Source organism: Kitasatospora sp. NPDC101801 (assembly GCF_044766665.1).
Lineage (GTDB): Bacteria > Actinomycetota > Actinomycetes > Streptomycetales > Streptomycetaceae > Kitasatospora.
The window spans coordinates 1-19837 of record NZ_JBIWML010000049.1 but is presented as its reverse complement, the minus strand read 5'-3'; the positions used below and the strand labels follow the sequence as shown (position 1 = coordinate 19837).

17 protein-coding genes are annotated in these 19837 nt (G+C 69.5%); 10 read left to right on the top strand and 7 right to left on the bottom strand.

Annotation, left to right across the window (positions count from 1 at the left end; genetic code table 11):
* Nucleotides 1-32: 32 nt before the first annotated feature.
* Nucleotides 33-728 (bottom strand): hypothetical protein, encoded by a 696-nt coding sequence (locus tag ACIRPK_RS33015; RefSeq protein ID WP_403045579.1) that lies wholly within the window; start codon nt 726-728, stop codon nt 33-35.
* Between the two features lie 115 nt (nt 729-843).
* Here ACIRPK_RS33015 and ACIRPK_RS33010 point away from each other — a divergent pair, with 115 nt between their 5' ends.
* Nucleotides 844-1494, top strand: coding sequence for a TetR/AcrR family transcriptional regulator (locus ACIRPK_RS33010; RefSeq protein ID WP_403045576.1), 651 nt, complete (start codon nt 844-846; stop codon nt 1492-1494).
* Between the two features lie 361 nt (nt 1495-1855).
* Here the strand turns inward: ACIRPK_RS33010 and ACIRPK_RS33005 are convergent, their stop codons facing one another.
* Together ACIRPK_RS33005 and ACIRPK_RS33000 are read right to left on the bottom strand one after the other, a co-directional pair.
* Nucleotides 1856-2071 (bottom strand): hypothetical protein, encoded by a 216-nt coding sequence (locus ACIRPK_RS33005; protein WP_403045573.1) that lies wholly within the window; start codon nt 2069-2071, stop codon nt 1856-1858.
* 359 nt (nt 2072-2430) lie between these two features.
* A complete protein-coding gene (locus tag ACIRPK_RS33000; RefSeq protein WP_403045570.1) occupies nt 2431-3714 on the bottom strand; it encodes a cyanophycinase in 1284 nt (427 codons plus the stop codon).
* A gap of 343 nt (nt 3715-4057) precedes the next feature.
* On the opposite strand from ACIRPK_RS33000, the gene ACIRPK_RS32995 reads away from it, so the two are divergent.
* From ACIRPK_RS32995 to ACIRPK_RS32970, 6 genes are all read left to right on the top strand, one after another.
* On the top strand, nt 4058-5020 hold the full coding sequence (locus ACIRPK_RS32995) for an ABC transporter substrate-binding protein (RefSeq protein ID WP_403045568.1): 963 nt from the start codon (nt 4058-4060) through the stop codon (nt 5018-5020).
* Between the two features lies 1 nt (nt 5021).
* Nucleotides 5022-5981 (top strand): amino acid ABC transporter permease, encoded by a 960-nt coding sequence (locus ACIRPK_RS32990; RefSeq protein ID WP_403045565.1) that lies wholly within the window; start codon nt 5022-5024, stop codon nt 5979-5981.
* A gap of 5 nt (nt 5982-5986) precedes the next feature.
* On the top strand, nt 5987-6751 hold the full coding sequence (locus ACIRPK_RS32985) for an amino acid ABC transporter ATP-binding protein (protein ID WP_403045563.1): 765 nt from the start codon (nt 5987-5989) through the stop codon (nt 6749-6751).
* Nucleotides 6748-7947, top strand: a complete 1200-nt coding sequence (locus ACIRPK_RS32980; RefSeq protein WP_403045560.1) for a M20 family metallopeptidase — start codon at nt 6748-6750, stop codon at nt 7945-7947. The genes ACIRPK_RS32985 and ACIRPK_RS32980 overlap by 4 nt, the downstream gene beginning before the upstream one ends.
* 143 nt (nt 7948-8090) lie before the next feature.
* The gene (locus ACIRPK_RS32975; RefSeq protein WP_403045558.1) at nt 8091-9389 is read left to right on the top strand and encodes a cyanophycinase; all 1299 of its coding nucleotides are present in this window, start codon (nt 8091-8093) and stop codon (nt 9387-9389) included.
* 126 nt (nt 9390-9515) lie between these two features.
* Nucleotides 9516-10376: a MurR/RpiR family transcriptional regulator gene (locus ACIRPK_RS32970; RefSeq protein WP_403045555.1), complete on the top strand. Its 861-nt coding sequence runs from the start codon at nt 9516-9518 to the stop codon at nt 10374-10376.
* A gap of 16 nt (nt 10377-10392) precedes the next feature.
* Here ACIRPK_RS32970 and ACIRPK_RS32965 read toward each other — a convergent pair whose 3' ends face one another.
* On the bottom strand, nt 10393-11061 hold the full coding sequence (locus ACIRPK_RS32965) for a hypothetical protein (protein ID WP_403045552.1): 669 nt from the start codon (nt 11059-11061) through the stop codon (nt 10393-10395).
* Nucleotides 11062-11190: 129 nt separating this feature from the next.
* The gene (locus ACIRPK_RS32960; protein ID WP_403045550.1) at nt 11191-12609 is read right to left on the bottom strand and encodes a hypothetical protein; all 1419 of its coding nucleotides are present in this window, start codon (nt 12607-12609) and stop codon (nt 11191-11193) included.
* A gap of 319 nt (nt 12610-12928) precedes the next feature.
* Between ACIRPK_RS32960 and ACIRPK_RS32955 the strand changes: the two genes are divergently transcribed.
* Nucleotides 12929-14848 (top strand): hypothetical protein, encoded by a 1920-nt coding sequence (locus tag ACIRPK_RS32955; RefSeq protein ID WP_403045548.1) that lies wholly within the window; start codon nt 12929-12931, stop codon nt 14846-14848.
* A 53-nt stretch (nt 14849-14901) separates the two neighbouring features.
* Here the strand turns inward: ACIRPK_RS32955 and ACIRPK_RS32950 are convergent, their stop codons facing one another.
* Nucleotides 14902-15183, bottom strand: a complete 282-nt coding sequence (locus ACIRPK_RS32950) for a hypothetical protein (protein WP_403045545.1) — start codon at nt 15181-15183, stop codon at nt 14902-14904.
* A gap of 133 nt (nt 15184-15316) precedes the next feature.
* The gene (locus ACIRPK_RS32945) at nt 15317-16450 is read right to left on the bottom strand and encodes a Fic family protein (protein ID WP_403045543.1); all 1134 of its coding nucleotides are present in this window, start codon (nt 16448-16450) and stop codon (nt 15317-15319) included.
* Between the two features lie 1428 nt (nt 16451-17878).
* On the opposite strand from ACIRPK_RS32945, the gene ACIRPK_RS32940 reads away from it, so the two are divergent.
* Nucleotides 17879-19099: a hypothetical protein gene (locus ACIRPK_RS32940; protein WP_403045541.1), complete on the top strand. Its 1221-nt coding sequence runs from the start codon at nt 17879-17881 to the stop codon at nt 19097-19099.
* Between the two features lie 388 nt (nt 19100-19487).
* On the top strand, nt 19488-19781 hold the full coding sequence (locus ACIRPK_RS32935) for a hypothetical protein (protein ID WP_403045538.1): 294 nt from the start codon (nt 19488-19490) through the stop codon (nt 19779-19781).
* The last annotated feature ends 56 nt before the right edge of the window (nt 19782-19837 follow it).

The following is a 19837-nucleotide window of genomic DNA, read 5'->3' as shown; positions in this document are numbered from 1 at the left end:
GCCTGGGCGGCCCCGGCGTCCGGCAGGGAGTGTCAGGCGCGGGCGGCCGCAGCGGCGACGATCCAGTTCCTGAACTCGACGGCGTAGTGCCGCAGATGGTGCTCCAGGACCTCGTCCGGGCAGGTGACGGGGAAGTAGACCGTCAGGTTCGAGATGAACCCGTCGGCGGTGTCGCCGAACTGGATCAGTGCCCGCCCGATGACGGTGCCGTCGGCCAGGAAGAGGTTCGAGGACATCTTGCGCGGGAACTCCGACTCCGGGAGGAGCTCGGGCGCGTCCTTGGCCCAGTCCAGCGCGTCGGTGCCCCAGCCGCCCATGGAGAAGTCGGCCACGTGCGGGCCGATGTTCTCCACCACCCGCGCGCCGGTCTCGTCGGTGCCCATCAGGTAGTGCTCCGGGTGCGCCGCGAGGAGCGGCTTCTCGTCACCGGCGAAGGCCCCGTCCATCCAGGCCAGGAACTCACCCGAGGTCAGCCCCTTCGCCGCGAGCACGGTGGTGCCCCCCTTGAAGGCACCGTCGGAGGCGAGGGCGCTCTCGCGCAGGAAGTTGTTGCCCTCCTCGATGTCCGCGGCCAGGAGGTCGAGCAGCCCTTGGCGCCCCAGCAGCGTCCGGAGGCGGTCCACTGCGCGGCGCGCGGAGAAGAGCTCGAAGTCGTCGATGCTCCCGGCGCCGCCGGGGCCGGCCTCAAGGGTCACGGTGACGGGCGGGGAAGTCTGGTGGTCGGTCATGGTCGAGCCTCCGGTAGGATGTGAATGTGAATTCACGTTCGCATAGAGAGTACGCCGAGGCGCGCACCGGTTGTCAAGAGATCCGGTGGGGAGCGTGGCGGATACCATGCGGGACATGACCGAGGAGCTGCAGCGACCCGCGACCCACCGGGAACCCCAGCAGGCTCGTAGCGCCGCGACGCTGGCCCGCGTCCTGCGGGCGGCCGAGGAGATCGCCTCCGACTCCGGCCTGGAGGAGATGACGATCGCCGGTGTCGCACAGCGCGCCGGCGTGGCCGTCGGGACGATCTACCGCCGCTTCGAGGACAAGGAGCAGCTGATCACCGCCCTGACCGAGCGGATGCTGGAACGCCGCGAGGAGTACGTGGCCGAGCAACTGCGCGCGGCCGAGCCCTCGCTCCCGGGTGTCATGGACGCCTACGCGCACGCCCTGCTGCAGTCCTTCTCCGACCACAGCAGCCTGTTCCCCGAGCTGCTGCGCACGCGCGGGAGCAGGTCACTGGACCGCGGGGCCCGCACCATCACCGAACTCCACCGCCTGCTGCTCGAAGCGGCGCAGCCCTACACCGACCAGATCCGCCGCTCCGAGCCCCGGCGGGCTCTCGACACCGTGGCCCGCGCCATCCTCGGCGCCTGCTTCCACAACTCCGTACGCCCCGATGCCGCCACCGGCGAAGCGGCCAGGCGCCGGTACGCCGACGAGCTCGGCGACATGGCGATCGCCTACCTCCTCACCCCCGGCCGGAGCCGCGACGCCGAGAGCTGAGCCGGGCGCGCTGCCGCCCGGTTCGCAACTCGGCAGAGGTCACCCGCACCTCCGTGCCGTCGGGTGCGGCCGGGTCCGGGCCGCGAATTGGCCGCAAGGACGCGGCGGCCAGGCCGCTCAGCCGGTCGGGGAACTCCCGGCCACCCCACGAACAGGTGGTTCCGCATGCTTCAGCCGGTGATTCTGAACCCGCAGTCCTACGACGCCGCCGAGTTCGCCCCGGAGACCCGACGGCTGCTGAGGGCCGTGATCGACTGGTTCGAAGGGCGCGGGAAGAGACGGCTGATGGAGAGTGACGACTCCTGGTTCGCCGACTTCCTCGCCTTCGCGGGAGAAGCGGGCCACTTCGCGCACTGCCTGATCACCGTCGGCGCTGACGGCCGCCCTCGGTGGTGCCGTGCTGCTGGTGTTCGGCTGACTTGGACTGGCCGACGGTCTGGCGTTCTTCGGCACCAACGGGCACCGCGTGGCGGGTCTGTCCAGCAACGGCCCTGCTCAGCTGGATCTCCACCGCCACCGCCCTCATCGGCGGCGCCGTCAAGGGCGGGAACACCGCTTCCACGGTGAACATCACCATGGGCGTCCTCAGCGGGTTCGTCAACCTGGCGTCGCTCGACTCGGGTGCCAATGTCCTGGCGTTCAGGGACTCCCAACGTCATCTTCAGCTTCGTCATGGGGCTCGCCATCGCCACCTGCGGCAGATACGGCCGGCCAGCGGCAAGCTGCCGCCCCACAGCCCCTGCGGCACCCAACGCCTCGGTTCCCGGGCCTGCCAGCGGATCCCCCCGGGGGGCTGCCGGCCAAGGCCCAGCGGGTGAGCGGCCGGAATTTCTTGATGCGACGAAGCCGCAGCGGTGGGGGGGGGGGGGGGGGGGGGGGCGCCCCCGCCCCCCCCCCCCCCCCCCCCCCACCGCTGTCACTGCTCGCGTGGTGTCCTCAGTAGACGTAGAGGTGCGTGGTGAGGTTGGCGAAGGAGATGGTGGTGCCGCTCTTCCACGCCTTGTAGTCGCTGTTCTTGGTGAGGTCGGCCTCGAAGCGGGGGTTGCTCTCGTAGCTGATGCCGTACTGGGTGGTGCTGCGTCCGGCGTTCACCAGCTCGGTGGCCATCTTGACCATCTGGTAGGGGTGGGCGGTGTTCGGCTTGGGGGAGGAGAACACGTCGGTCCAGCGGGTGCCGACGGTGCCGGTGGTGGGCGCGTGGGAGGGCTTGGTGCTGGTGGTGGTCCAGCTCGCCGGGTTGTAGGTGTCGCCGCTGGTCAGGTAGGACCACTTGACGTTGTCGGCGGACCAGTAGCCGCTGTGGGTGGAGACGACCGAGGTGCGCAGGTCGAGGACGGAGACGCCGTTGGTACCGACCACGGTGCTGCTCTCGGCGGCGGTGCCGGGGGCGGTGACGACCAGGGCGGTGTCCTCGTCGATGCCGAAGGCGCGGTTGTGGCCGGTGTCGGCGGCGAGGCGGACCATGCGGCCCTCGCGGCCGCGGGCGGCGAAGTGGGTGTCGAGCAGGCCGCTGGTGAAGAAGGTGAACCCTCCGGCGGGGCGGTAGGTGAGGTCGTCGGGGTAGCTGGTGTTGACGGTGGTGTAGGAGCCGTAGCGCAGGGCGTCCCAGCTCTCGCCGCCGGTGACCATGTCGCGTCCGTTGGCGATGGTGGTGCCGGCGCTGGTGCCCATGACGGCGGCGCCGGCCGTCCACTTGGCGCGGATCGCGGCCAGGGCGGGTGTGTCGCTGTCGTCGCTCTTCATCAGGGTGGTCACCAGGCGGCTCTGGTCACCGCCGCCGAAGAAGAAGCCGGTCATGGAGTTGATCTGGTCGACGACGGTCTGGCTGGAGTTGTTGGCGAGGTGGTCGAGGTCGATGGGGATCCACCGGGCGTCGGCCGCGCCGTAGCTGTTCTTGAGCAGGTCGGCGTAGTAGGCGCCGTTGCAGACGGAGTTGGAGCAGGTGGCGGGGTCGTTCGCGTTGGGGTCGTTGGCGGGGACGTCGGAGGCGGCGGTGATGATGCCGATCCGGGCCGTGGCCCCGCCCGCCTTGGCGACGAAGGTGCCGTACACGGCGGTGTTGGTCGCCGCCACGGCGCCTCCGGCCAGGACGAGTGCGCCGGGGCCGGAGCCGGCGGCCGCGGCGGTGCCGGTCGGCGCGACCAGGGAGGTGCCGAGTGCGGCGGCGCCGATGAGGGCGGCGGTACGCCAAAGGGACGGACGGTGGGCGTGCGAGCGCATGCGAGCTCCTGTGGGGGAGGCCGGGCCGCCGGAGGGCGGCACCGGCGAGGAGAGCCGGCCCGGCGTGGGGGCAGGGTCGGCGAGCCGTGCCCGACACGGTGCAACCCGTGCCGGGCCGGTGCAGGAATGGAACATACAGACAAGGAAGTACTTGCGGTAGATGTAACGAGAGGTTCCGGTGAGGGGTTGACCTTCCAATGGCCCATCAGCTGATTCATCAGAGGTCGTCCGGCGTTACCTATTTGTATCCCTCGTTACATATAGCCATCGGTTGAATTTGGTTGTAACGTCCTGCCGAGCGGTGCAGCCCCCAGCGCCGTCCAGGTTCCCGAAAGGCAACGACGTGACCTTCACCGTCTCCCGCAGACCGGCGACGCTGGCCGCCCTCGTGGTGTGCGGCTCCCTCGTGCTCACCGCCTGCGGCTCCTCCGGCGACAGCACCGCCGCTTCCGGCCCGGCCACCGCCAGTGCCGTCACCGTCGCCGGCGTCACCGTCAACCGCGACGCCGCCTTGCACGACGCGCTCCCGGCGTCGGTGAAGAAGTCCGGCAAGGTCCGGGTCGCCACCGACATCCCGTACCCGCCGTTCGAGATGTACGTCGCCGAGGGCAAGAGCGAGATGACCGGCCTCGATTACGACCTCGGCCAGGCCCTCGGCGCCAAACTCGGCGTGAAGTTCGAGTTCCAGGCGCAGAAGTTCGACGGGATCGTGCCCGCCATCCAGGCCGGCAAGTACGACGCCGCCATCTCGGCCATCACCGACAACAAGGAACGCGAGCAGGTCGTCGACTTCGTCACCTACTCCACCTCCGGCACCGGCATCATGGTCGCCAAGGGAAACCCGGACAAGATCGTCACCCTCGACGACCTGTGCGGGGAGAAGGCCGCGGTCCAGACCGGCACCAACCAGCAGAAGCTCCTGGCCAAGCACCAGGACGCCTGCAAGGCCGCCGGCAAGCCCGCCATCGACGTCCAGGCCTTCCCCAAGGACTCCGACGCCCAACTCGCGCTGCGTTCCGGCAAGGTGGCGGCCGACGTCCTCACCAAGCCCGCGGCCGGCTGGACCGCCAAGACCGCCGACAACGGCACCGCCTTCGAGCTCGTCGACGACCCCGCCGCCACCGGCGGCTACAACGCCTCGCCCAACGGCATCGCGATCTCCAAGAGCCTGCCCGAACTGACCGACGCCGTCCAGAAGGCGCTGCAGCAGTTGATCGACGACGGCTCCCTCGTCAAGATCTACGACACCTACGGCGTCTCCTCCATCGCCGTCACCAAGGCCGTCAAGAACGGCGCGGTGGACTGACGTGGCCACCATCCACCACTCCACCCCGAGCAGTACCGACCAGCGGGCCGGCGCCGGCGAGCTCGTGGCCGTCCCCGTCCGGCACTGGGGCCGCTGGGCCACCGCGGCCGTCGCCCTGGTCTCGCTGGCCGGACTGCTCGGCTCCCTCGCCAAGAACCCCAACCTGCACTGGGACGTCGTCGGCCACTACCTGTTCGCCGGCCTCATCTTCGACGGCCTGGTCACCACCCTGTGGCTCACCGCCGCCGCCATGGCCACCGGGCTGGCCCTCGGCACCCTGATCGCCGTGCTGCGCCTGTCCGCCAACCCCGTGCTGTACGGCCTGTCCACCCTGTTCGTCTGGCTGTTCCGCGGCACCCCGCTGCTGGTCCAGATCATCTTCTGGGCCTACGCCGCCGCCCTCTACAAGCACGTGATGATCGGCATCCCGTTCACCACGGTCACCTTCGCGGAGTTCGACACCAACAGCCTGCTCACCCCCTCGATCGCGGCCCTGCTGGCGCTGGGCCTCAACGAGGCCGCCTACGCCTCCGAGATCGTCCGGGCCGGCATCCAGTCGGTCGACCCCGGCCAGAGCGAGGCCGCCCACTCGCTCGGCATGAAACCGGCCCTGACGATGCGCCGGATCGTGCTGCCGCAGGCGATGAAGGTGATCATCCCGCCGATGGGCAACGAGACCATCAACATGCTCAAGACCACCGCCTACGTCTCGGTCATCGCCGCCCACGACCTGATGTCGAACATCCAGGACGTCTACGCGCAGAACTACCAGGTCATCCCGATGCTGGTGGTCGCCGCCCTCTGGTACCTGGCCCTGACCACCGTCCTGTCCGCACCCCAGGCCTGGCTGGAGCGCCGCTACGGCCGCGGCACCACCCGCTCGGCGCACGTCTCCCCGCTGCGCCGCATGTTCACCGGCATCACCACCGTGCTGCCCGCCACCCGCAACCGGAAGGGCTGACCCGGATGTCCCGGCCCATGGTGCACGCCCAGGGCGTGCGCAAGCACTTCGGCCGCCTCGAAGTCCTCAAGGGCATCGACCTGACCGTCGGACAAGGCCAGGTGTGCTGCCTGCTCGGCCCCTCCGGCTCCGGCAAGTCCACCTTCCTGCGCTGCATCAACCACCTGGAGAGGGTCGACGCCGGCCGCCTCACCGTCGACGGCGAGCTCGTCGGGTACCGGCAGGTGGGCAACCGCCTGCACGAGCTGCGCGGGAGCGAGGTCGCCCAGCGTCGGCGCGACATCGGCATGGTCTTCCAGCGCTTCAACCTCTTCCCGCACCTGACCGCCCTCGAGAACGTCATCGAGGCCCCGGTACGCGTCGCACGGGTCCCGGCGGCCACGGCCCGGGCCGAGGCGGAGCTGCTGCTGGAGCGCGTCGGCCTCGCCGACCGGGCCGGCCACTACCCCGCCCAGCTCTCCGGCGGCCAGCAGCAACGCGTCGCCATCGCCCGCGCGCTGGCCATGAAGCCCAAGCTGATGCTCTTCGACGAGCCCACCTCGGCCCTCGACCCCGAGCTCGTCGGCGACGTCCTCGACGTGATGCGCGACCTCGCCGCCGACGGCATGACCATGGTCGTGGTCACCCACGAGATCGGATTCGCCCGCGAGGTCGCCGACACCGCCGTCTTCATGGACGAAGGCGTGGTCGTCGAGGCGGGCGATCCCCACAAGGTCCTCACCGACCCCGACCAGGAACGCACCAAGGCGTTCCTGTCCAAGGTGCTGTGAGCGCCCCCGCCCAGGCCGGCCCGTTCACCGCCACCCGGCTGCTGCCGCTCGTCCAGGGCCTGATGGACCAGTACCTGACGGACCTCGCCGATCTCGTGTCCATCGACTCCGGCTCGTACAGCCGCGACGGTGTCAACCGCGTCGCCGACTGGGTCGAAGGCCGCCTCGATGGCCTCGGCTTCGAGATCCAGAGGGTCAGTGCCGGAGCCGCCCACCCGCAGATCGGCGACGCGGTCATCGCCAGACGCACCGGACGCCTCCCCGACGGCCGCAAGATCCTGCTCGCCGGCCACATGGACACCGTCTTCGACGACGGCACCGCCGCCGTCCGGCCCTTCCGGACCGACGGCACCCTCGCCCACGGGCCCGGCGTCAGCGACGACAAGGGCGGTCTGCTGGCGGGCGTCACCGCACTCGAGGTGCTCCTGCGAGCGGGCTGGGAGGACTTCGGCGAGATCGTCCTGCTGGCCACACCGGACGAGGAGATCGGATCCCCGGCCAGCCGCCCGGTCACCGAAGCGGTCGCCAGCGGCATGGACTACGCCCTCGCCCTGGAGTGCGCCCGCGAGAACGGCGACCTCGTCGTCGAACGCAAGGGCGTCGCGGACTTCGCGCTCACCGTCACCGGCCGCGCCGCCCACGCCGGCATCGAGCCCGAACGCGGAGCCAACGCCGCACTCGCCGCCGCCCACCTGATCGTCGAGCTCCAGGCCCTCAACGACCGCTGGGAGGGCGTGACCGTCAACGTCGGCGTCGTCCGCGCCGGAACCCGCGCCAACATCATCTGCCCCGAGGCAGAGCTGCGCGTCGAGGTCCGGGCCACCACCACGGACGGACTCCACCACGTGGCCGAAGCCATCCGTGGCCTGGCCCGGCAGTCGGTCGTCCCCGGCACCACCACCGCCGTCGAGCAGCTCGACCTGTGCCTCCCGATGGAGTACGGCGCTGCGGCCAGGTCGATGTACGACGTCGCCCGCGCCGCCGCTGCCGAACTCGGCCTGGACCTCGGTGGCGCCTCCACCGGCGGGGTGGGCGACGCCAACCTCATCGCCGGCGTCGGCGTCCCCACCCTCGACGGCCTCGGGCCGGTCGGCGGTGCCGACCACTCACCCCAGGAGTGGCTCGACACCTCCACCGTCCCCAGCCGGATCGCCGTCCTCGCCGCCACCATCGCCACCCTCGCCCACCAGCGCTGACCGGACCCGGTCCGAAACGGACCGGCCAAGTCCCCGGCAGGCCGGTTCGCACCCCGCCTGCCGGAACTCCGGGGCCGGGCATGCCCTGACAGCCGGGCCCGGCCCCGGACACACCCACCACGCCGCCACCTCCAGGAGTGCCCGTGCACCGCGCCGCACCATCCCGAGCCGCTACCGTTCGCGCCGTTACCGTCAGCGCCGTCACCGCTGCGGTCTGCGTCGCCTCCACCCTCACGCCCGCGGTCGCGGAGACCCACCGCCGGCCGGAGGGCGGCACCCTGATCCTGGTCGGAGGCGGGCTCGAGGACGCGCGGATCTACCGCGAGATCATCGCCAAGGCCGGTGGGCCCGATCGCGCCCGGATCGGCGTCATCACCGCCGCCTCCGTCCCGCCCAGCCAGGACCCCAACGCCGCCGATCCCGCCACCTGCTCCAACTCCGCCTGCAACGGCGCCTACTACGCGGACCTGTTCAAGACCCACGGCGCGGCCGGTGCCCAGTGGATCCCCGTCGACATCGAGCACGTCGACGCTGCCGACTCGGACGCCGTCGTCGCCCAGGTCAACTCCATGACCGGGTTCTTCTTCGGCGGCGGCGACCAGTACCGCTACGTCACCAGCCTGCTGCACGGCACCGCCCACACCGACTCCAAGGTCGTGGCCGCCATCCGTGCCAAGCTCGCCGCCGGTGCGGTCGTCGCGGGTACCAGCGCGGGCGCCCAGATCGCCTCCGGCCCCGACATGGTCACCGGCGGCGACAGCTACCAGGCCCTGCGCGACGGCTCCGCCCCCGGCTACTTCGACGACCCCACCCGGCTCGGCTACCTTCCCGCAGGCGGCTTCGGGTTCCTGGCCTCGGGGCTGATCGACACCCACACCGGCACCTACGGCCGCGAGGGCCGCGCCGTCCGCCTGGCCGCCGACACCGGCCACGACCGGGTCTTCGCCCTCGACGAGGACACCGCCCTCGAAGTGGAGAACGCCGGCACGCGCCACGAGAGCCTGCGCGTGCTCGGCAACCACGGCGTCTCGGTCCTCGACCTGCGTCACGCACGGGCCTCCACCGGCCCCGGCGGATGGTCGATCCGCTCGGTCGGCTACACCCACCTCACCGACGGCGACCAGTACGACCCCCGCAGCCGGCGGACCCGACCCGCCCCCGCCAAGCGGCCGTTCGAGCCGGTGAGCACCGCCCCGGTGCCGGCCAACAACGACATCTTCTCCTCGGCGGCCGACCCCAGCGGAACTCCGTACTCCTTCTCCGGTACCGCCCGCGCCCTGATCGCCACCACCGCCCAGCGCACGGCCACCGCGACCACGTGGGAGACCGTCCCCGGCTTCCGGGTCACCTTCACCGAGAACCCCTCCGCGCGCGCCTACACCGCTGACGGCGCCACTCCGGCCACTCTCACCGGCCTAAACATCGCCATCGACCCGCGCTGAACCGGGCACCCCACCACCGGATCCCGGCAGCCCGGTCCCGGCCCGCCCGGCCCCCTCAGGGGCCGGGCCCCTCCGTCCGCAGCCGATATCGTTGCCCCGACCACCAACCCGAGAGGACCAGCCACCATGCCGGCCGCCGCCCCGATCGCCGAGCAGATCCGTACCCGGCTCGGCGAGTGCAGCCCCGCCGAACGCAAGGTCGCCCGCGTCCTGCTCGCCAACTGGCCCGCCGCCGGCTTCGAGACCGTCGCCACCCTCGCCGAGCGGGCCACCGTCAGCGCCCCCACCGTCCTGCGCCTGGTCACCCGCCTCGGCTACCGCGGCTTCCCCGACTTCCAAGCGGCCCTGCGCACCGAACTCGACGAACGCAACGCCTCACCCCTCACCCTCTTCACCACTTCCGGAGAGGACGCCGACGCACAGTCCGGCCTCCTCCAGCGCGCCTCCACCGCCTTCGTCACCGCCATCGGCCGCACCCTCGCCGAGCTGCCCCAGCACGACCTGGACCGCGCCATCGAACTGCTGGCCGACCCCAAGCGCCGCATCATCCTCGCCGGTGGACGCTTCACCCAGCTCTTCGCCCACTACCTCGGCATGCACCTGATGCAACTGCGCGACGACGTCCGCTTCCTGCCCGACCGCGACGTGGAGCGCACCGCCGTCCTCGCCGCCCTCGGCCGCCGCGACGTCCTGGTCGTCTTCGACCACCGCCGCTACGAACCCGACAAGGTCGCCATCGCCCAACTCGCCCAGGAGCACGGCGGTCGCGTCATCCTCTTCACCGACACCTGGCTCTCTCCCGTCGCAGCCCACGCCGAGGTCGTCCTCCCCAGTCAGGTCACCTCCCCGTCGCCCTACGACAGCCTCGCCCCCACCCTCGCCGTCACCGAGACCGTCATCGCCGGCGTCCTCAACACCCTTGGCGACCAAGGGCACCAGCGGATGCAGGAACGCGAGGACATCGCCAAGACCCTCGGCCTTTACTGACCCGCCAAGCAGCAAGTCACCAGGTACCGGCCGTGACCGGGGCCGGCCTGACCGCCTCCGATCCGTGGAAGGCCTTCACCAGCACCGCCGCCGAAGAGGCCCTGCCCACCGCACCGGGGTCGCACCCGCCCCTGCCGCTGCAGTCCCCTCGGCCCGCCCCCTCCCCGGCCATGCCGACGGGCTTCTGCTGGGGAAGCGTCTTCTCGGGCGGGCACACCATGACCGGCCAGGCCCGCCTCGTGCGCCCCGCCGAAGGCAGCGCCGTCCTGAGCCCGGACCGGGTCTTGGCCCGGCGGTACCGGGTCGTCCTGGATGCGCTGGGGCGGCCGGCTGCCGTCGCGAGCACCTGGTCCAGCAGGCCAAGGACGTCACTGTTGAACGCGCGGGCGTCGACGCCTTTGCTGCGGTATTCGGCGACGAGGGCTTCCAAGCGCGAGAAGGAGGCCGGGGACTTCTCCGTAAAGAAGCAAGTCCAGCGGACGAGCCCTTTGCCCTGGTGGTCGGCCGCGATGCGCAGGATCTTGTCAGCTGAGCCTGAGTCGCCGTTCTCGTTGAGGCCCTCGCCGCGGCTTCTCGAGCCGGTCATCCCACCGAACTTGGGTATGTAGCGGCTGAGTGGAGCGTGCTTGAAGACGCTCGGCAGTGCCGGCGCATTCCAGTAGCTCCCCGAGGTGCCCTTCGACATCCGTCCCCCTGCAGTCACTGGTGGCACAGGTCAGGTGGTGCTGGATCAAGCGTGAAGGAACCGCACCACCGCCGTAAAGACCTCGTACCGGCTGAGGGTGGTGGACACTGAACCCGTTGTTCTGCCGCGTCAGCGGCGGAAACCCCGTTGGGGATCGCGGGCTTTGACGTTGTTGAACGGCTCGAACCACACGGCCGGCCGAAGTTCCCCAGGACCCAGCCACTGGTCGGCGTCGGTGCCCGAGCCCTCGATGTCGTTGTAGCGGGAGCTGTAGAGCATGAGCACATCGGTGTCCTGGAAGAAGATGTCGGCGCAGGTACCGAAGTCGTAGTCGTCCCGGTGGACGGGCAGTTCGGCGTGGCCGGACGACTCGTCCGCAGCGAGTTCACCGCACCGGCTGCTGGCGTCATCGAGGGCGAGGTGCAGGGCGAGTTCCTCGGCGACACAGGCCGGTCGGGGCCAGTGGCCGTGTTCCAACTCGTCGGTGAGGTCGTCCACGGCGCGGGCGAACCGGCGGCGCCACTGGTGGTCCATGGCGAAGGTGGGTTTCGGCATCCGGGCGAACACGCCCCAGGAACCGTCGTGTGCCTCTGGCACCAGCCGGCCGTCGCCGAGCTCCTCGGCGTCCTCGTAGGCCTCGTCCGCGAGTTCGCACAGTGCCCCATGGAGCACATCCGCGGTGCGCGGGGTCAGGCTCCACAGGCAGGACTCCTTCTCGCACTCGGGGTTATCGCAGTGCACGGGATCCACCGCGAACAGGGAGGCGAAGTCGGGAACTTCGTCTCGGACGGGCTCCTCGGAGTGATCGGACAAGAGCAGGGAGGAGCCGGGGCCGAAGTCGACGACGGTGTTCCGGCTCCAGCCGGCGACCTCGTCGTCCTTGTCCCGGCGCAGGAAACCTCCCTGCCCGCGGCCGGTGAGGGTGTCGGCACCCGCGATCTCGATGTCCTCGTCGGTCAGCCACATGACGGCGCCGACCACGTCGTGCGGGTCGTTGGCGTTCAGCTCCTCGGTCGGTCCGGGGGACCACCCCTGGGCGCGCGCAGCTTCCAGCACCGCGTTCCGGTCACGGATGTGAAATTCCCGGAGCACGGCCACCCTGACTACCTGGCCCGGAAGGCCCCGCAGCCGCGGTGCCACCCTCCAGTTCACGCGCTTGCTCTCGTCGTCCACTTCGGGGGCGCTCGGTTCGGCAGTGACCTGATCGCCCTGCTTCTCGGGCCACCGGGAGAGCGAGCCCGATTCGGTGGGCCAGGCGCGGGTGAGCGCACGGGTCACGGCCTGCCGCAGTGAGGAAGCCGGGGCGTCGGGAAGCTGCTGACAGAGTTCTTCGACTTGATCCACCTCCCAGGTGGCGGGGGAGGACTTCAGTGCCTGGAGTAGCAATTGGGCTGCACGATCGGCGAGTGCAGCTTGGCGGCAGGTGAGGACGGCCTGTAGGGAATCGGGGCCGCGGTCGTGGCTGACGCGTACCAGGAGACGACTCTTGCTCGGAGTGTGCTCACACAGAAAGTCACTTGGCACAGCAGCGAGTTGGCGCTCGGGCATACGGAAACTCCAGCGAAGGAGGGCGCAGTCTGCGCTCTGAAAGGGGAGTTCCGCTGGTGGACGCGCTGCTGACGTGTCCCCGGGCGGGTGAAGTCTTCTGCCGCGGCTGGTTCCGCCGATGCTGTCGGCTGGCCCGGACCGGGTGCTGACGAACACGGTACCTGACCTCGGTGTCCCGACCACCCGGATTGGCGAGCCGATCTTCCGGCCCTGGCGGATCGGGCCAGGACGACCGAAGTGTCCGAGCCGTGCAGCAGGATGGGGGCGACAATCCGCTTCGCAGAGGAGAGCAATGTCCGCCAGGGGCAATCGGTTGCCCGTGGAGTTCCTGATCGCCGTCACGGCCGGCGCCGAGCCTGGTTCGGCCGCGGCGACGATGGCGGCCGGGCAGGCGAAGGCGCGTTCCGGTGACCGGCAGATCGGGGAGTTGCTCGAGGCGCTCCTGCGCGGGCCCTTCCGCGAGAGCGCGCCGGCCTGCATGCTGGCGGCCGCGGTGGCAGAGGGACTGCGGCAGGAGGAGTCCGAGTACCTTGCCGGTACGAGCGTGGAACTGGCCGCCCGCGCCCTGGGGCACCCCGACTTCGAGGGCAAGCTGCGGGCAGACGCCCTGCGCGACTGCTCCGCCTACCTGCTCGGCATGCTTGGCACCGCCGACCGCCCTCCGGTGCTGACCGCCGCAGTGGCCGCCGAACTGCACCGGCGGGTGCCGCAAGCACCGCCCTTCACGTCCGCCATGCTGAAGGACCGCACACCGGCACAGGAGGTGCTCCGGACCAGGCACCTCGACGACCGCGTCTTCGATATTACGGCCGCGCTGCTTCCGGATGTCCCCGACCGCGCACTCCTGAGAGGTGATGCCCCCGGCGAGAGGTTGGAACGGTTCTGGGCAGAGTACGACGCCTGGAAGCGCATGTGGCGGGCGGTGTTGGAGCAGCAACCGGACCGTCATGCCCGGTTCGTGTCAGCCACGGACGGCACCGTGGCAAGCTCCGTCATCAAGGAGCAGTTGCTCGGCGGTCTGCCGTGGTTGGTGGAGCCCGAGTTGCTCCGCCGGATCGTACTAGCCGACCTGAGCACGTTCGACGAAGCCGCGCTGACGACACGGATCTGTCGAGCCGTGGTAGACGGGGAGTCGGAGGAATCGGCCCGTGGGCGGTTCGCCACCGAACTGACGGAGCTCGACGACAGGGGACGCAAGGGGATCGACCTCTACCTGGGAAAGGACGCCCTTCTCGATGCCAAGGATGGCTGTGACGTGGCGGTCTCCTGGGTGAAAACCGCTGCGGACGGCCGGTGGCGACTCGTTCTCGATCCCGCCGAGGCGAAGCCCTCCTACGGCGACCCCTACCCGTGGCGCACGCCGCCGGATGAGCTCGCCGACCTGGCGCGCAGGTTCGCGTTGGTCGCGGAGCAGGCCGTGCACACCTGGCAGCCGGAGAAGCTCTACGGCATCAGCCGGGCCGTCGACCTCCGCTGGGTGCACGCCATGTTGATGCACCTTCCCGAGGTGACGGCTGGGACGAGGGCGGGCGTCCAGCGCATCGTCCGCGACGCCCGGCGCAACGCGAACCGCCCCCATTCCTACAGCCACCAGGACTACAACGACCACCAGCAGTTCACGAAGCTGCTCGCCGACATCACCCGAATCGTCACCGACCCTCTGCCTCTGCTGTCCGCTACCCGACGCGCCGCCCTCGGCGACCCCACCGAAGTGACGCCCCGACAGCTCGCCGCCCTCGAACCCGGCGTCCTGACCGCGTACTTGGAGCAGCATGCCGGCAATGACCGGTTGATCGAGAAGGCTCTGTTGTCCTGCGCCCAGCGAGGAGGCTTCCGGAGCGAACCGGCCTTCCCCGACGTCCTCGCCCGACACTCCGACCCGGAGTCGGCCCTGCGTACCCTCACCCGCGAACTGCGTGGACGGCTCGGCGGCAATCCTTCCGACCGCGAGTCCTGGACCCGGCACGTCCTTGCGCAGCCCGACCACGACCGCGAGACCGTCCTTGCCCTCCCAGCCTGGACAGCGCTCACCGTCGGCGGCCACCGCTATCGGGGCGGCACCCACCCCGCAGTTCTCGCCCTGGTGAAAGCTTCCCTCGGCAACGATCCCCAGGCCTGGCAGCGCTTCGCGGACAGTCCGATCAGCCATGCAGGCCCCAGCGCTTGGCTCCGCCTCGGCGAAGTCCTCGACGCAGCCGCTCACGGAACCCCATGGCCGAAGCCGCCTGCGTCCCGCTGACTGACGGTGTGTCGAAGCGGACCTGGGTGCATGCCTGGCCTGTTCGGGCTTGCCTACCGCTCTCGTAGCCGGCGCACGATCTCGGAGGCAGGGGCGCCGGGTGCGGTGCCTGCTTGGAGGACGGTGTAGATCCGGTCGCCCTCCGGGGCGCGGTAGAGCTCGGTACGCAGCCACCAACGGCGCAGCACACCGCCGATCTCCGTGTCGGTGGCCGCGCCCATCTCTTGGTGGAACTCCATCCGCTGCACAGGGGGCAATGCGGCGGCGACGCCATCCTGGGTGCGGGGGATCGGCTGGGTGCCGTCGTGCTGGCCGTACAGGGATGCGGCACTCACCGTGCCTCCGGAGCTTGGGTGCGAGCCGGGCCCGCACCATTCCCCCTCGTCGCACCGCACCTCAGCCGTGGTGGCCGGGGTAGTGGTGGTCGCGGCATGCCGCCGGTCCGACGGCCAGGGTCGTTCTGCGGGATCACGCGTATGGGTCGCGGAGGGGGCGGGGTGCTTGGACGCCGTGGGTGATGTCTTGGGGGAGTTGGGGGCCGGCGGTGTAGTAGCGGCTCTGGGCTTCGCCGTGGGCGGTGAGCCAGCCGGCTTTGGCGAGTTCGCGGATGTCGCGTTGGGCCTGCTGTTCGCTCAGGTCGGCGTCGGCTTGGTAGGTGGCGCGGCGTAGGCGGTTGCCCATGGCGGTGGGGTAGAGGGCGTAGAGCATGCGGTCGGGCCAGCCGCGTTGTTCGATGGCTTCGTCGAGGGCGGACCAGACCTCGCGGGTGGTGTTGACCTGACGCTCGACGGTCTGGGCCTGCTGGTGGTGGGCGCGCAGGCAGAACCGTACCCAGGGCAGGGTGTCCCGTTCGGGTGTCCAGACGGGGCCGCCGACTTCGGCGAGGATGTCGTAGTAGCGGTAGGTGTTGCGGGCGCGGCCGAGCCACTCCTCTACGCTGGAGAACTCGGGGGCCATGACGCCTTCGCGGGCCAGGACCAGGGTGTGCAGGGCGCGCGACATCCGGCCGTTGCCGTCAGACCAGGGGTGGATCGCCACGAGGTTCAGGTGAGCCATGGAGGCGCGCACGAGGGCAGGGGCTCCGAGGTCGCCGCTGTCCAGCCATGCCGTCAACTCTGCGGTGAGGGAAGGGACTTCGTCGGCTCCGGGGGCGGTGTAGGCGGCGATGGTCGGGTCTTCGGCGGAAGTGACGTACACCGGGCCGGTTCGCCACCAGCCGGGCCGCTTGAGCAGGTGGTGACCTTGCATCATGAAGTGCAGCGCGTTGAGGAGTTCCTTGCTGTAGGCGAAGTCCTCGCCGGCGTCGGCCAGGCGCTGGATGTAGGTCATGGCCTGCCGGTAGCCCTCGATCTCGGCCGTGACGGCCTGGCTCGCGTCGACCGGGGCCTCACCGACCATGATGTCCTCGACGTCGGAGACGGTGGCGGCGTATCCCTCGATGGTGTTCGAGCCGGCGATGGCCCGGGCGGTCAGGTTTCGGCGGAGCTGGCCCTCCCACCGTCGGGGCGAGCGCAGGTGCAGCCGCAGACGGTCCCGCATCTCGTCGATCTCCGACAAGACCCGCAGGTCCGCCTCTTCCAGGACTGGCAGCGCATACAGCATGACGCAATGACACCATTGACACGTCATCCGATCAAGCGGGCGCGCCGGGCCGGGCACTACTCGGCCCAACCTGCTGCGACGCGTTCGGGCTCGGCTGCAGGATGGGCGGCCGCTGCCCGTCGAGGACGGTCGAGATCGTCCCCTTTGTCATATCTGTGGTGATGAGCGCGATGCTTGAATATGGACATTCCTGAGCATCCAAGCCGACCGCCAAGAGTCCCCTCCGCGAGGGCGGGGAGGTGGGTCGGCGAAGCCCAGCCGCCTTGGGCTGGCCGTGACGGCGATGCTGCGTCGGCCCAGGTTCAGGCGTGGGCCGCGTTCCTGGATACGGCTGTCCGGAACGGACTCGACCCGGCTCTGGTCACACAGTGGCTGACGCTGCTGGCCGATGCCACTGGGAGTCCGGTGCTTCCACGACTTGGTCGATGTCGATCTCCGAGTACGTGGAGCGGCGCCTGCCGATGATCCTGGCCGGGCTGGAGAGCACCACCTACGCGCCGTATCTCGCGGGTTGGCGGCTTCGGATCGAGCCGGACCTCGGCCACGAGCACTCAGCGCTACCTTCACCCCGACCTCCGCGCCATCATGGAAGCCAGAGAGATGCTCACCCAGCACCTCATGACACAGCTCCGCGACGCCGGGCGGATCCCCCGCCGATGATTACGTTGGGTGATCAGAATGAGGTCGGAGCCTCGGCAGTCCGCCGGACTCCTGAGGCAAAGGCCCAAGCGACGGTTCGTCAGGGCCCGTGTGCTCGGTGGGAGTTGGGCTGTCCTGGCGTCAGAAGCCGGCCAAGGGGTTCAGGCGGGATCGTGCCTTCGAAATCTGTCGAAGATGGCATCTTGGGCGATGGATCCCAAGGGAAATCATCGAATTCTCGCGCGATTCCGAAAGTTACCCGCTTGACCCGATGCCCGATATGTAGCGATTTACTATGTCCAAAAACCGCCAAAGGCGGCCTTCCTGCTTCCAGGAAAACCGCCTCTGAACTGCGACGTTACCGTCGGGACGACAGGATTTGAACCTGCGACCCCTTGACCCCCAGCACCATTCAAGTCCTGCTTGTTCCAAGCAAGTTGAGCGTTCGGCATGCTGGCCTTCCAGTGCGGCGGCTGACGGAGGCCCAGATGTTACATTGTCCAACTTTGTCCAGATCGGCTCAACAGTGCGGAATCCTGACGAGGAGGCGTGGTCCCAAAGTGGTCCCAGAGGAAGCAAGCCGACGGCAGTCACTACCTGCGACGATGTTCCGCTGGGTTGCTGGCAGTAGTGCACCTGGTCCCAGCAGGGCGAGGTCTCAGCGCCATGCACTACAGGCCTGCAGCGCGGGCGTGAGGTGGTTGTGGACAGGCTCGCGCCGGACTTGGTCGGCCGCTGAGGCATTGATGTTCCCTCAGGTATGTCGTACCGCTTACCTAGCATGACCCGATGGACTACCGATCCGCCCGGGACCTTCCCTCGTTCGTGGCAGCCGACCAACAACTGAAGGCGATGCGGGCCTTTCAGTGGCTCATGCCTGCCGAGAAGCGGCCGGACCTCGCTGCTCTTCAGCAGAAGGCTGATTTCCTGGCCGACACCGTGGACGGCTTCTACGCGATGCTTGGTCCGCGCAACTGGATCTTCCACGACTCGATGTCGGTTGATGCCATGGCGCAGGTACTGAGCTCTGCTTCGAGCCCGGAAGACGCCGAAGCCCAGCTGATCAGCTACTACAACGACCCAGACAGCCTCTTCTACCTGACCGTCGGCCTCAGACGGCTAGCCGCGATGAAGCCTCGGCTGGAGCTGGTGGAGAAGGCCAGGGCTGACTATTTCGCGGGCCGCTACTACGCCTGCGTGCACGTCTTGCTGAGCGTCATGGACGGCTTCGTCAACGAGTTCGAGACGGTGCGCCGCGGACTGCACGCCCGGCAGCCCGAGGAGTTGAACGCCTGGGACAGCGTGGTCGGCCACCACATGGGCCTGAAGAACGCCCACCGGACCTTCACCAAGGGCCGGAGTGCCACCAACCAGGAGCCGGTCTACGAGCTGTACCGCAACGGCATCGTGCACGGCAGCATCCTGAACTACGACAACGTCGTGGTCGCCACCAAGGCGTGGAACCGGCTGATGGCGGTTGCGGACTGGGCCCGCGCACGGCAGAAGGAACAGCAGCCACCGGCGGAAAAGCCCACCTTGCCTGGCCTGTTGAGCCGCCTCATCGAGAACGGACAGATCAACCGGGCCGTCGCCGAGTTCCAGCCGGCAGACCTCACGGCGGAGGACGAGCAGTTCACTGCCCACCTCGCCTACGAAGCGGCGAGGGACTTCCTAGCGGCGTGGAGGAGCAGTAACTACGGTGCCATGTCCCGGCTCGTCACCGCTGATCTGCAGATTGCCCAGGGCAACGCGGTGCCGCGCGCGATCCGCTTCGCCTACGCCGACCACAGGATCGAGGACTTCACGATCGTGAGGTTGTCCTGTTCTGCCGCGGTCGTTACGACCGTTGTGGTGGACCTCGTGGAGGCCGGGGGTGGTGCCCGCACCGCGCACCTGCGCTGGATACGCGAAGACTCATCGGGTTCTCCACGACCGGAGCCGCTGGCCGGTCAGTGGCGGTTGTACACGTGGGAGCCACAGAGTCAGCGGCCGCTGAACCACTCCGCGTGAGCTCAGGCAGCCTGCTTCGTAAGCTGCAAGACCGATTTGATGCCCAGGAGACCGATGTTCAGCTACGACGTGACCACCTGAAAGGGGCCGGTTCCGGGCTCCAGCCGCAGCGGGTGAGCGGGGGTCTCGTCTTGGGCTTGACCGATAATGATGACCAGGCAGGTGACTTGCCGCCGCTGGCCACAGCGCCTGGGACGTGTACGCCCCAGCGGGCTCGAGTACCGCTCGTATCAGTTGCTCTGGTCACATGGTGAAGCCCGGAAGTGACTGATCGCTGCTGCCGAGCCCGCTGGTGACCGGGGCCAAGACGCCCGGTCACGGCCGAAGGCCCGCTCGCCCGCCGATAAACGCCAGACGGGGCAGCCCCGTTCGGTCGTAGGGTCCTGCCATGGACGCCGAACAGCTCACGCTCTCCTCGCAGCGGTGGATGGCCGCCGCGCTCGCCGCCTACTCGCAGGGCCCGCAGGCCTACGACTTCGCGGTCCACCACGCCGGGATCGCGGCCGAGCACCTTCTAAAGGCGTACCTGGCGAGCCTGCACCCGGCCCTCGTGGTCGAGGCAAAGGACTTCGACTCGCTGCTCCATGCGACAGGCATGGGAAAGTACGCGTCTGGCCACGTGACCCGGGCCAAGACCATCGGCCTAGGCAGTGTCCTGGCGATCATGAGCGGAGCCAGATGACGAGCGCGGCTGCGGTGACGGTACCGAGGTAGACGTAGCCGCGTTTGTCGAACCTG